General features: G+C 60.5%; 10 protein-coding genes. 5 read left to right on the forward strand and 5 right to left on the reverse strand.

The genetic code is table 11. From position 1 onward, the window contains the following. Nucleotides 1-2: 2 nt before the first annotated feature. On the reverse strand, nt 3-758 hold the full coding sequence (locus KHQ23_RS07945; protein ID WP_004175724.1) for a gluconate 2-dehydrogenase subunit 3 family protein: 756 nt from the start codon (nt 756-758) through the stop codon (nt 3-5). A gap of 501 nt (nt 759-1,259) precedes the next feature. On the opposite strand from KHQ23_RS07945, the gene KHQ23_RS07950 reads away from it, so the two are divergent. Next, a complete protein-coding gene (locus tag KHQ23_RS07950; protein ID WP_002908289.1) occupies nt 1,260-1,631 on the forward strand; it encodes a VOC family protein in 372 nt (123 codons plus the stop codon). 7 nt (nt 1,632-1,638) lie between these two features. Here KHQ23_RS07950 and KHQ23_RS07955 read toward each other — a convergent pair whose 3' ends face one another. The 3 genes from KHQ23_RS07955 to KHQ23_RS07965 form a co-directional block, all read right to left on the reverse strand. Then, nucleotides 1,639-2,709 (reverse strand): ABC transporter ATP-binding protein, encoded by a 1,071-nt coding sequence (locus KHQ23_RS07955; RefSeq protein ID WP_020804512.1) that lies wholly within the window; start codon nt 2,707-2,709, stop codon nt 1,639-1,641. Then, nucleotides 2,702-4,471 carry an iron ABC transporter permease gene (locus KHQ23_RS07960; RefSeq protein WP_211776863.1) on the reverse strand — a complete coding sequence of 590 codons (1,770 nt, stop codon included), beginning with the start codon at nt 4,469-4,471 and terminating at the stop codon, nt 2,702-2,704. The genes KHQ23_RS07955 and KHQ23_RS07960 overlap by 8 nt, the downstream gene beginning before the upstream one ends. A 73-nt stretch (nt 4,472-4,544) precedes the next feature. After that, complete coding sequence (locus tag KHQ23_RS07965; RefSeq protein ID WP_004148645.1) at nt 4,545-5,633, reverse strand: ABC transporter substrate-binding protein; 1,089 nt, start codon at nt 5,631-5,633, stop codon at nt 4,545-4,547. Between the two features lie 302 nt (nt 5,634-5,935). Between KHQ23_RS07965 and KHQ23_RS07970 the strand changes: the two genes are divergently transcribed. Then, nucleotides 5,936-7,015: a malate/lactate/ureidoglycolate dehydrogenase gene (locus tag KHQ23_RS07970; RefSeq protein WP_073553354.1), complete on the forward strand. Its 1,080-nt coding sequence runs from the start codon at nt 5,936-5,938 to the stop codon at nt 7,013-7,015. Between the two features lie 247 nt (nt 7,016-7,262). Beyond that, nucleotides 7,263-9,413, forward strand: a complete 2,151-nt coding sequence (gene fdhF, locus KHQ23_RS07975) for a formate dehydrogenase subunit alpha (protein ID WP_032434688.1) — start codon at nt 7,263-7,265, stop codon at nt 9,411-9,413. Between the two features lie 42 nt (nt 9,414-9,455). On the opposite strand, the gene KHQ23_RS07985 is transcribed toward fdhF, so the two are convergent. Further along, a complete protein-coding gene (locus KHQ23_RS07985; protein WP_004180310.1) occupies nt 9,456-10,613 on the reverse strand; it encodes a M20 aminoacylase family protein in 1,158 nt (385 codons plus the stop codon). A 294-nt stretch (nt 10,614-10,907) separates the two neighbouring features. On the opposite strand from KHQ23_RS07985, the gene KHQ23_RS07990 reads away from it, so the two are divergent. Both KHQ23_RS07990 and KHQ23_RS07995 read left to right on the forward strand, forming a co-directional pair. Then, complete coding sequence (locus KHQ23_RS07990) at nt 10,908-12,107, forward strand: MFS transporter (protein ID WP_032434689.1); 1,200 nt, start codon at nt 10,908-10,910, stop codon at nt 12,105-12,107. 116 nt (nt 12,108-12,223) lie between these two features. Next, nucleotides 12,224-12,658 carry a VOC family protein gene (locus KHQ23_RS07995; protein ID WP_004175720.1) on the forward strand — a complete coding sequence of 145 codons (435 nt, stop codon included), beginning with the start codon at nt 12,224-12,226 and terminating at the stop codon, nt 12,656-12,658. The last annotated feature ends 463 nt before the right edge of the window (nt 12,659-13,121 follow it).

A 13,121-nucleotide genomic window follows, 5' to 3' on the forward strand; every position in this document is an offset into this window, starting at 1 on the left:
GATTACGCCCTCTCCCCATTAATTGATACCGGCGGGAAGGGGTAGCGTTCGCCCCGTTCAACCCAGTCCATAAAGTCGGCGCGCGCGCCGGGAAAATTAATCAGCGTCCAGCCGACCATGCCTTTATTGCCGCCATGGATCGGGTCGCTGAAGAACCCTTCGCGGGTGTTTTGCAGCAGATAGGTGAAGAACAGTGAGGCCGGCAGCTGTTTGAACTCGGCTTTACCCGATTCCCACAGGCCGAGCGCCTCGTCCTGCTGCTCGCTGCTCAGTTCAGCGAAGGTTTTATGATATTTGTCCTGACACCACGCCTCGGCGTCGGCGATCCCGAGGTTATAGATCTGTTTGGGCACCAACGGCAGCTGATAACCCATCTCTTTCGGCACGTCGGGATTGAAGGGCCCCTGCATATACCAGATGGAGCCGGTGGCGTAAGGGGTATTGAGCTGGCGGTCGATAAACTCCGGCACGCCGGCCTCTTTGGCGCCGGGACCGAGTTCATCCGCCGGGATTAAGCGAGCGACGGCGGCGTTGATAAACGCCCACTCACGATCGTTGAAGAACTGCGGCTTCCAGTCGCTGGCCGCCGCGGTGTTCCCGGAGGCTGGCTCTGAAGCGGGGGCCGCCTGCGCGGTCGCGCTGGTGGCCACGCCAATAGCCCCTGCTCCCGCGCCGCCGATCACCACCGTCGGGATCAGCGCCATCGATTTCACCAGGAAATCACGCCTGGAATTGTTGGTTTTCTCGCTCGACATCATCACATTCCTGTCATTGAAAATTACTGTTTTTGTCGCTGACAAAACCAGTGAATGTCGTGCTGGAACCGATACCATTGCGCTTTTAAACCGCTTAGCGTCTGGCCCGGCCCGGCAAGTCGGATAAAACATCGCCAGAGGCGATATCATTTATAGGGTTATCGTTTGGATAGTAGACGATTCTCAACGAAACGCGGGAAATCGGAGAGAAATTCACCGGTCTGTCATCGTGAGAAGAGTGCTGCCATAACCTTGAGGCGGTAAACCAGCGGCATTCACACCGCGCTGAGCTTACCCATGCGCCAAAAAAGAGTGACTTGTATCACAAATGTTATTTTTTGTTTATGGTACATGGCAGATTAAACGTCTGTAAATACTCGTATTAGGAATAATTAAACATTTTGAGCTGTTAAAAAAGTTAATAACCGTTGTTAACTATCTTGTATCTATTGTCCGGCTAGCGCCTTCAGCTGGCGATATCCCATCCACAGGAGAAGAGAAGATATGTTCGATCATGTGAAATTCGGCGTTAGCGACTATGCCGCCAGCAAAGCGTTCTTTTTGCAGGCCCTGGCCCCGCTTGGCGTAACGCTGGTTGGCGAAGGCGAACCGAGCTACGGCGCAGAGCTGGCCGGCAGCGGCGATGCTTCTCTATGCCTCTATCAAAGTGCGGAAAAACCGGCGCCGCTGCACATTGCCTTTCGCGCCGACAGCCGCGAGCAGGTCGATGCCTTCTGGCAGGCGGCGCTGGCCGCCGGAGGAAAGGACAACGGCGCGCCGGGGCTACGGCCAAACTACCACGCCAGTTACTACGCCGCGTTTGTGATTGCGCCAGACGGGCACAATATTGAAGCCGTGTGCCATCTGGCGGGGTAACGGGCGGCTACCGCTGCGGAAAAATCCACACATCCTCCGCCGGGAGCGTCAGATGGCAGTGTTCGGCATCGCGCAGCGCCGTTCCGTAGGCGCGCAGCGGAAAGTCGTCGCCTTCGGTACGGAACAGGTACTCCCAGCGGTCGCCGAGGTACATGCTGGTCAGCAGCGGTAGCTGGAGGCTGTTATCCTGCGCTGCGCCGTCAAGTCGCAGGCGCTCGACGCGGATCACCGCCGTCGCCGGCTCGCCAACGCTAACCCCCTCGCCCGCTCGCCCCCACAGGCTCCAGCTGGCGCCTTCGATCCGTGCCCTGCCGTTCTCCAGCGCCATTACTTTGCCGTGCAGGCGGTTATTGCTGCCCATAAACTCAGCGGCGAACAGCGTCGCCGGGCTGCCGTACATCTCCTGCGGGGTCCCCTGTTGCTCAATGACGCCATTGTTCAGCAGCAGAATACGATCGGAGATGGCCATTGCTTCATTCTGATCGTGGGTGACCATTAGCGCCGACAGGCCCAGCTTAATGATCAGCTCGCGCAAAAACACCCGCGCCTCTTCGCGCAGCTTGGCGTCAAGGTTGGAGAGCGGTTCATCCAGCAGGATCACCGGCGGGTTGTAAACCAGCGCCCGGCCGATGGCCACCCGCTGCTGCTGGCCACCGGAGAGCTGGTGCGGATGGCGGTTGCCAAGGTGCCCCAGCCCCAGCTGATCCAGCACACGCTGCACCCGCTCTTTTATCTCCCCCGCAGCCACTTTACGCAGCTTCAGCGGATAGGCCACATTGTCGAACACCGTTTTGTGCGGCCACAGGGCATAGGACTGGAAGACCAGGCCGAGGTTACGCTCTTCGGCCGGGATCTCGCTGCGCGGCGTGCCGTCGTACACCGTGCGGTTGCCGATGGCGATCCGTCCGCTCGTCGGTTTTTCCAGCCCGGCCACCGCCCGCAGCAGCGTGGTTTTCCCGCTTCCCGAAGGCCCCAGCAACGACACCACCTCTCCCCGGCCAAGCGTCATGGACACCCCCTTCAACACCGGGTTGTCGCCATAGGTGAGACGCAGATTTTCTACCGATAACTCAATCATGTAATTTCACTCCAAAGCGCAGGGCGATACCCAGGCCAATCACCACCAGCAGAATATTGATAAAGGAGAGCGCCGCGACGATATCGATGGCCCCCGCCACCCACAGCGACACCAGCATCGAGCCGATGGTTTCGGTACCCGGCGACAGCAGATAGACGCCGGTGGAATACTCACGCTCAAAGATAAGGAACATCAGCAGCCAGGAGCCAATCAGCCCATAGCGCGACAGCGGGACGGTCACGTGGCGGGTGATCTGCCCCCGGGAAGCGCCGGTGCTACGCGCCGCCTCCTCCAGCTCCGGGCCCACCTGCAGCAGCGTCGAAGAGATGAGCCGCAGGCCGTAAGCCATCCATACCACGGTGTAGGCCAGCCAGACGCTGAAGATAGTGTTGCGCAGGGCGCGCAGCTGCACGATAAGGTGTTCGCGCAGCCAGTCGGCCACCGGCAGCGCCGAGAGCCAGCCGTGCTTCAGCGACTGATCGAGCCACATCGGCACAAACAGGAACACCCACAGGAAGGCCAGACCGGCCAGCAGCCCCGGCACCGCACGCGGGACCAGCACGCTGTAGTCGAGAAAGCGGGTGACGTTGTCCGCTTTGCGGTGCATGGCGATGCCGACAAACAGATAGCAGATCACCGCCAGCGCGCCGCCGACGATGCCGATAGCCATCGAGTTGACGATCGCCCGCAGCAGGTTGGGCTGCTGCCAGATATTGTGGAACGTCGCCAGCGACAGCTCATCCCACAGCGACACCCCGACGCCCCAGTTGGAGATAAAGGCGCGCAGCGCCACGCCGAGCAGCGGCACGCCGATGGTCACCGTCAGCCAGGCCACTACCACCGCCCCGGCCACCCAGCGCCATTTGCCCAGCGGCAGCGCCCGCGCCTGGGACGCCTTGCCCTTCATGGTGACAAAGCGGTTGGCGGTGCGCATCAGTCGCCGCTGGAGCATCACCAGCGGGATGGTAATGCAGATCAGCACCACCGCCACCGCCGCCATCAGATGGTAGGATGGGGTGCCGAGCTTGTTGGTCAGCTTATAAAGATAGGTCGCCAGCACCATGTTGCCCTCGGGGTCGCCCAGCACCAGCATCAGACCGAAAACCTCCAGACCGAGGAAGAAGAGCAGCACGCAGGCGTAAAGGATGGATGGCCGCACCATCGGCAGACTCACCGAGGTCATCACCTGCAGCGGGGTAGCGCCGACGGTGCGCGCCGCCTCTTCCACGTCGGAACCGACGCTGCGCAGCGCCGAAGAGATATAAAGATAGGCATGCGGAACGTGAGTTAAGCCGGCGATGACCACAATGCTGAACATCGAGTAGATATTCCACGGCACAAAGCCGATCAGCTGCTGCGCCCACTGGGAAAAGAAGCCTACCGGCCCGGCGGCCACCACGTAGCCAAAGCCCAGCACCATCGGCGAGACGAAGATCGGCACCAGGATCAGCGGCTCAATGATCCGCCGGCCGGGTAAATCGGTGCGCACCATCAGAAACGCCAAAATACCGCCCAGCGGAATGGCGATAATCACCAGGCCAAAGGCCAGAATAAAACCTGACCTTAATGCCAGATAAAAATCCGGGTCGGTAAAAATAAAGGCGAAGGCTTCCAGACTCCACGATTTGGAGCGGGAAAAGAACGGTGCCGAAAGAAAACTCTGCACCACAATAAATAACAGCGGGACATAAATCACCAGCGCCGTGATGCACACCACCACGCCGCGCGGCAGCCCCTGCCACTTTCTGCGTAATACGTTCATGGTTCATCCCTTCGGTCAGGTGAATAAACCCGCCGGGTGTGAATAGGGGCATCGGCGATGCCCCAGGGGAGGATTATTTCGCGGCGGCGCTGCGCCATTGTTTAATAAACTGCAGACGTTTTTGCGGCTGTAAATAATCCAGCAGAGTTTCGTTGACCGGGATCGGTTTTAACGCTTTGCCCAGCAGCGCGGTCATGCCGTCGATATCATTTTTACCTGCAATATCGCGACGAATAGAGGGAATATCCGCCTGGCTGGCGAGGATCTGCTGGCCTTTTTCCGACAGGACATAATCCAGCCACAATTTCGCCGCATTGGGATGTTCGCTCTCCTGGCTAATAAACGAGACGCGGGAGAGCACCAGCACGTAATCTTTCGGATAGGCAATACCTAAAGAGGGATCGTTTTTCGCCCGCGCTTCGGCATAAGAGCCAAGAATGTTATAGCCGATCAGGTTTTCGCCGGAGGAGACGCGCTCCATCATTGTGCCGGTGGAAGACTGCACCGTCAGGCCGCCTTTGGCGATATTCGCCAGGTCGGCAAAATAGTTCGCGTCGGCCTGGCTGTCCTGTACCGCCAGCATAAAGCCGAGGCCCGATTTTTCGATATCGTAGGTGGTGACTTTGCCTTTAAATTTATCGGCCTGGCTGGCGATAAGTTTTGCCAGCGCGGTATGCGAATCCGGTACCTCATTCTGCGGGATCAGCCGTTTGTTATAGATAAACACCACCGGCTCATAGGTAGTGCCATAGGCTTTTTGCTGCCAGACCGCCCAGTCGGGTAATTGCTTCACCTCCGGCGAGGCATATTGTTCCGCGTATTCGGTGGCTAATTTCAGCGCGGTATCCATCGATGAGCTCCACACCACATCCCCGCTGCCGCCCCCGGCGGCCTGTTCGCTGATATAGCGGTTATACAGCTCGGTACTGTTCATGTCGTTATATTCGACTTTGACGCCCGGGTATTGCGCTTCAAATCCCTTAATTAACGGCCCGGCCGCTTTGGTATCGGTCGTGGAATAGACCACCACCTTGCCCTCTTTTACGGCGGCATCAATCGTTTTTTGATAATCTGCGGGATAGCCCGCAGGCACCTCCGCCCAGGCGGCACAGGCGAAAACGGCCGTCAGTGAAACCACTAAACCACTTATTTTCTTATACATGATACCAACCTTTAATCATCAATTAATAAACACAAATTTAACATATAGTGGTATCAGCTCCCCTTGCAACGACGGGGATGGCTTTTTTCTGGCTTTTGTGACACTGGCAGAATTTAAAAATGTGGTGTTTATGGCGTTAATTAAAACGCGATCCCGGCCCGGTTTTTTATCGTCTGTCGTATGCGCAGGCGCTGGCGCAGCGGCCTGTCGCCGGGAGACGCCGCCCTTGACCTTCTGCGCCGGGCGGCGCAGCATAAAACGGCAAACATAACAAAATAACAACAGACTACAGGAGAGAATCAGTGCCTACAGGACACCGCTTTCTGGCGACGGATCTGCATCAGTTTGTCGTCTCACTGTTTACCCATCTCGGCAGTACCCCAGGGGAAGCCACCCTCGTCGCGGACCATCTGATCGCCGCCAATCTTGCCGGGCATGACTCCCACGGCGTCGGGATGATCCCCAGCTACGTCAAATCCCACGCCGGTGGTTTTCTGCAGCTCAACCGCCACGCCACGGTGACCAAAGACGCCGGCGCCGTGGTCACCCTCGACGGCAACGCCGGCTTCGGCCAGGTGGTCGCCCACGAAGTGATGCAGTTAGGCATTGAAAAGGCGAAGCAGCATGGTATGGCGGCTATCGCCCTGCGCAATGCGCATCACGTCGGACGCATCGGCTACTGGGCCGAACAGTGCGCCGCCGCCGGGATGATCTCCATTCACTTCGTCAGCGTCATCGGCGACCCGATGGTCGCCCCGTTCCGCGGGAAGGACAGCCGCTTCGGCACCAACCCGCTGTGCGTGGTGTTTCCCCGCGCGGGCCATCCGCCGCTGCTGCTGGACTACGCCACCAGCGCCATCGCCTTTGGTAAAACCCGCGTCGCCTGGCATAAAGGCGAAGCCGTGGCCCCCGGCTGCCTGATTGACGCCGAGGGTCGACCCACTACCGACCCGGCGGTGATGCAGACCTCGCCGCTGGGCGCCCTGCTCACCTTCGCCCAGCACAAAGGCTATGCCCTGGCGACGCTGTGCGAAGTGCTCGGCGGCGCGCTCTCCGGCGGGCAAACCACCCATCAGGAGAGCCTGCAGACCAGCGTCGACGCCATCTTTAACTGCATGACCACGGTGATCCTGCGCCCGGACGCGTTCGATGCCCCGGACAGCCAGGCGCAGACGGAGGCCTTTATCGCATGGTGTAAGCAGTCGCCGCACGATGCCGATGCCCCGGTGCTGGCGCCCGGCGAATGGGAGGCCGCCAACCGCGAAGCGCGGCTGGCGCAGGGGATCCCGCTGGATGCCGGCAGCTGGCAGGCTATCTGCGCCGCCGCGCGCGACGTCGGCCTGAGCGAATCGCACTTCGACCGCTGCCGCCCTCTCGCCTAGCCGCGTTTTACTCCCGCAGAGCGTCTGACGTCGGCGCTCTGCGTCATCGTCATTAGTGACGAGGTCATGCTCCCGTCATCAATCTCTTTTCATTTTTCAATACAGATCAAGAGCTTAAATTCTGGCACAAGACCTGCATAGCGCAACAGGCCTGCGTCTGCATCACCACCAGGCGATACCGCGATCGTTGCCCGTCGGGCCCGGCGCGACAGCGATCCTCAGTTCACTGTTAACAGGTCTGTTACTGATGAAAAAAATCACGAGCGTGTGCCCCTACTGCGGGGCGGGTTGCAAACTTAAACTGGTTGTCGACAACAATAAAATCATTCGCGCGGAGGCCGCCGACGGCGTCACCAACCAGAACCAGCTGTGCCTGAAAGGCTACTACGGCTGGGATTTTCTTAACGATACGCAGCTCCTGACGCCCCGTCTTAAACAACCGATGATCCGCTACCAGAAAGGCGGCGCCTTCACGCCGGTCAGCTGGCAGGAGGCGATTCGCTATACCGCCAGCAAGCTCAGGGAGATCAAAGAGAAGCATGGCCCGCGCGCCATCATGACCACCGGCTCCTCGCGCGGCACCGGCAACGAAACCAACTATGTGATGCAAAAGTTCGCCCGCGCGGTGCTGAACACCAATAACGTCGACTGCTGCGCCCGCGTCTGCCACGGCCCCTCCGTCGCCGGGCTACAGCAGGCGCTGGGCAACGGGGCGATGAGCAACTCGATTAGCGACATCGAAAACTCGAAGTGCCTGCTGGTCTTTGGCTACAACTGCGCCGACTCCCATCCCATCGTCGCCCGCCGGGTAATCAAGGCCCGGGACAACGGCGCCAAAATCATCGTCTGCGATCCGCGGCGCATTGAAACCGCGCGCATTGCCGATCGTCATCTGCAGCTCAACAACGGCAGCAACATGGCGCTGGTAAATGCCTTCGGCTATGTGCTGCTGGAGGAGGAGCTGTACAACAAAACCTATGTCGAACGCTATACCGAAGGGCTGGATGCTTACCGCGAGGCGGTGAAGGATTACGCCCCGGAAGCGGTGGAAGGGATTGTCGGGGTCAGCGCGCGGGAAATCCGGGAGGCGATGCGCATGTTCGCCGCCGCCCCATCCGCCACCATTATGTGGGGCATGGGGGTCACCCAGTTTGGCCAGGCGGTGGACGTGGTGCGCGGCCTGGCAAGCCTGGCGCTGCTCACCGGCAACCTGGGACGGCCCAACGTCGGCGTGGGGCCGGTCCGCGGGCAAAACAACGTACAGGGCGCCTGCGATATGGGCGTGCTGCCGAACCTGTTTCCCGGCTATCAGGAGGTCATCGACCCCGCCGTGCGGGCGAAATTCGCCGCCGCCTGGGGCATCGACCCGGCGCTGATGGACGACCAGGTCGGCACCCGCATCACCGAGGTGCCGCATAAAGCGCTGACCGGCGAGATCAAAGCCTATTATATCATGGGCGAAGATCCGCTGCAGACCGAAGCCGACCTCGGCCTGGTGCGCAAAGGCATCGAGGCGCTGGACTTCGTGGTCGTGCAGGACATCTTCATGACCAAAACAGCGGAAATGGCCGATGTCCTGCTGCCGGCCACCTCCTGGGGCGAGCACGGCGGCGTCTTCACCTGCGCCGACCGCGGGTTCCAGCGGTTTGAACAGGCGATCCCTCCGGCGGGGAATGTGAAGCGCGACTGGGAGATCATCAGCCTGCTGGCCAGCGAATTGGGCTATCCGATGCACTATGAGAACAACCAGCAGATCTGGGACGAGATGCGCGAGCTCTGCCCGCTGTTCTACGGCGTGACCTGGGAGAAAATGGGCGATATGGGCCATGTCCAGTGGCCGTGCCCGACCCTCGATCATCCCGGCACGCCGTGGCTGTATAAAGACAACCGCTTCGACACCCCCTCGGGTAAAGGGCAGCTGTTCGCCACCGCCTGGCGCGCGCCGGCGGAGCGCCCGGATGACGAGTGGCCTCTGGTGCTCTGCACCGTGCGGGAAGTCGGGCATTATTCCTGCCGCTCGATGACCGGCAACTGCGCCGCGCTGCAGTCGCTGGCCGACGAGCCGGGACGGGTGCAGATGAATCCCGCGGATGCGCAACGAATGGGGATCGCCGACAAACAGCTGGTGTGGGTCAGCTCCCGGCGCGGGAAGGTGATCTCCCGCGCCGACCTCAGCGATCGCATCAATCCGGGGGCGGTCTATATGACCTATCAGTGGTGGGTGGGCGCCTGCAATGAGCTGACCCAGGATAACCTCGATCCGATCTCCAAAACGCCGGAAACCAAATACTGTGCGGTGAAAGTGGAAGCGATTGCCGACCAGCAATGGGCGGAGCGCTATGCCTGGACGGCCTACAGCGACATGAAAGCGCGACTGAAAGCCGCTGCCGACGTCTGACCTCAGGGAGCGCAGCGCGCTCCCTCTGCCGCTGCCGGTGGGTTACGCCGCCGGCAGCTGTTTCTCCACCAGCCCCACCCACATGGCGACGCCGGGGCCGATCAGCGCATCGTTAAAGTCATAGCTTGCGTTATGCAGCGGCTTCGACGGGGTTTCGCCGTCGGTGCCTATCCAGAAATAGGCCCCCGGACAGGCCTCCAGCATGCAGGCAAAATCTTCGGAGGCCATCGACGGCGCCTGATTCCAGCGCACCGCTTGCGCGCCGAGAGTGGCGACGGCCACCTCGCGCACCTGCTGCGCCTGCAGCGCATGGTTTTTGGTCACCGGATAACCAGGGAACCAGCTAATCTCGCCCTGCACATCGGACACCTGCGGCTGGGTCGCCACATAGCTTTCGATGAGCTCCCGCACGCGGGCGCGAACGCGATTGCTCAGGCAGCGGAAGGTACCGCGCAGCACCACGGTGTCCGGCAGGACGTTGATCGCCTCGCCGCCGTTTATCTGGGTGATGCTGACCACCGCGGAATCCTGCGGCGACAAGCGGCGGGAAGGAATGGTCTGCAGCGCCATTATCAGCTGCGCCGCCGCGACGATCGGATCGGCCCCGCTCTCCGGCATCGCCGCATGACAGCTCTTTCCGCGCAGGGTTATCTCGAAGGCGTCCAGTGAGGCCATCATCGCGCCATCGCTGAGCGCCACTTCGCCAAGAGGGATCCCCGGCCAGTTATGCAGCGCGTAGATGGCGTCCATCGGGAAGCGCTCAAACAACCCCTCCTCCACCATTTTGCGCGCGCCGCCGAGGTTCTCTTCCGCCGGCTGAAAGACAAAGTGGACGGTGCCGCTGAAATGGCGGGTCTGCGCCAGATGGGCGGCGGCCGCCAGCAGCATCGCGGTATGGCCATCGTGGCCGCAGGCGTGCATCACCCCGGCGCGGCGTGAACGGTAGCTGACGCTCCCCAGCTCGGTGATCGGCAGGGCGTCCATATCGGCGCGCAGGCCGATAACCGGCCCGGGGCCGTTCTCCAGCGTCGCCACGACGCCGGTGCCGGCCAGCCCGCGATGCACCTGCAGCCCAAACGAGGCCAGCAGCTCCGCAACGCGGCGCGAGGTCTCCTGCTCCTGATATCCGAGCTCAGGCGCGGCGTGAAATTCACGTCGCCAGCCAACGGCTTCGGCGATCAGTGACGGCGATACGGCCATGTATTACTCCTTTCCTGCATAGCGTAATGCTGAATAATCGGTCATGCGTCGCGTTTTCCCCGTCGCTCACCGGCGTCGGGGCGCTACCGCTCCCTCCGTTATATCCTGTCGTTACCACGCTGACAACGTCATGAAATGCGGCGGCGGCGCGGCGTACAGCCCCCCTGCCGCCCTGCGGCCCTTTTTTGGTAGTGATTTCAACGGTGACAACGGCCAGTCGATTAATTATTATGCAACTCAGGACGGCAATTTGCCGAAGGATCCACTACTGACCTCTCCGTCATCGGAAATAAAATGTTTAACCCAGACCAGAATCGTCTTGCCCCCACGCTGGCGATGATCATGGCCGCGTCGCTTGTGGGATTTATCACCGGCTATACGGTGCCGTTAATCAGTCTTGAGCTGGCGCAGCAGCAGATCGCGCCGCTGTACGTCGGCCTGCTGGCCGCCCTGCCGCCCGCCGGCATGATGATCTCCTCTTTCCTCTCTCCTGCGCTGTGCCGGCGCGTTGAAATGGGCGTGCTGCTGAGCGGCAGTCTGATCCTGCTGGCGCTGACGACCATCGCCTCATGCATGACTACCGATATGACGCTGCTTTTGCTGCCGCGCCTGCTGACCGGCCTGGCCTCCGGGGTCATTATCGTACTCGGCGAAAGCTGGATCACCGGCGGCGCGGCGGGCAGCCAGCGCGCTACCCTCACCGGTCTCTACGCCTCGGCCTTTACCGGCTGCCAGCTGGCCGGGCCGCTGCTGATCTCCGTCGGCCCAGCCTGGCAGACCTCAGCGCTGATAGCGATTGTCGCGGTCACCGCCGTCTGCCTGCTGATGCTGCGCCATCTGCCCACCGGCACTCGTGAAAGCCTCGGGGAGCGCGCCAGCTGGCGCAGCCTCGGCGCCTTTCTGCCGGTACTGGCCTCCGGGGTCTTCTGCTTCGCCTTCTTTGACGCCAGCATCCTCGCCCTGCTGCCGCTGTACGGCATGGACAAAGGGCTGAATGAAGGGCTGGCGGTGCTGCTGGTCACCGTGGTGCTTACCGGAGATGCGATGTTCCAGACCCCGCTCGGCTGGCTGGCCGACCGGGTCGGGATTCGCCGCGTGCATCTGAGCTGCGCGGTGGTTTTCAGCCTGTCGCTGCTGGCCCTGCCGCTGATGCTCGGCTCGCGCATTCAGCTGATGGCCATTTGTCTGCTGCTGGGCGCCGCGGCGGGCGCACTTTATACCCTGTCGCTGGTGCGGGCGGGGAAAACCTTCAATGGGCAGAAGCTGATTATGATTAACGCCCTGTTCGGCTTTTTCTGGTCCGCCGGCAGCGTTGCCGGGCCGGTAGTCAGCGGCATGCTGATCGGCATCACTGGTTACGATGGCTTGATCGTCACCCTGGTGGCCAGCGGCGTACTGTTCCTGTTGATTCAGTGTCTGTGCAAAAACGAGAAAACCCTGCTTGCCAGTGAGCAGGAAGATGACATGGACGAGGCGACGGAGTCCGCACGGTAGTCCTCACGGGCTGGCCTGGCGCCAGCCCTTTTTTATGGCCCTCACCGGAGGGTATCCTGTTCTTGCTGGCTCACTGCTGTTAACCATTGCCGGCCCCCCAGCCGAGAGGAAATCCCATGGAAAGTAATACCTTACATCGTGGCAGATTGATCGATCATATTCTGCTGGTTGTCGAAGACTTTGAGGCAAGCAAAAACTTTTATACCGCCGTACTGTCGGCGCTGGAGATCCCGGTTATCACCACCGCCAATGAATACTTGCTGGCCGACGAACTGGTGGTGGCCTCACGCCACAGCCCGGAGGCTGCCGGGAAACTGACTGGGCGCCACCACCTGGCATTCCAGGCCAGAGATCGTGACATGGTGGACGCTTTTTACCATGCGGCGCTGACCCATGGCGGACGTGATAACGGCGCGCCTGGCGAACGACACTATCATCCTGGTTACTATGCCGCTTTTGTGCTGGATCCACAGGGGAATAATATTGAGGCGGTGTACCATGGCAAGGCTGAGCGCAGCGCCGGGTCTGTTGCGATCAGCTTCACGCAGTAAGCGGGCGAAAGTCACATTTTCTTACCTGCGCAATTCCCATAATAAATGTGGGTGTTATCATTTCCTTAATGAATAATTCATACCCATAGCTGAGGCGTCGATGCAGGAAAACCTAATCATCTGATAATCAGACTTCCGACCATCACTGGCCGGACTGATTATCACTGCGCTGAAATCGAATGCGGACACTGGCGAGTGTTCGCCTATTTTGCCCATGATGATGACACAGGTTTCCCGGTATGAATGTTTCCCCTCAGGAGCAAGCGACTTTATTCATTCTCGTCCCCTGCGGACAAACGCTCCACATCCACGCGATGGCAGCGAGACCCCTCCCTCTGCATGCCGTTGCGTTGCCTTACCCAATGACAGTCGCCAGGCGAATTTTATCTTTCGGTTTGTCATTCCGCGGCCAGCCTGTGACGACAGCCGCAAGGGATCCACATCAACCAGGCCCCGATACCAG

It is taken from the genome of Klebsiella sp. 64 (assembly GCF_018223915.1).
Lineage (GTDB): Bacteria > Pseudomonadota > Gammaproteobacteria > Enterobacterales > Enterobacteriaceae > Klebsiella > Klebsiella pneumoniae.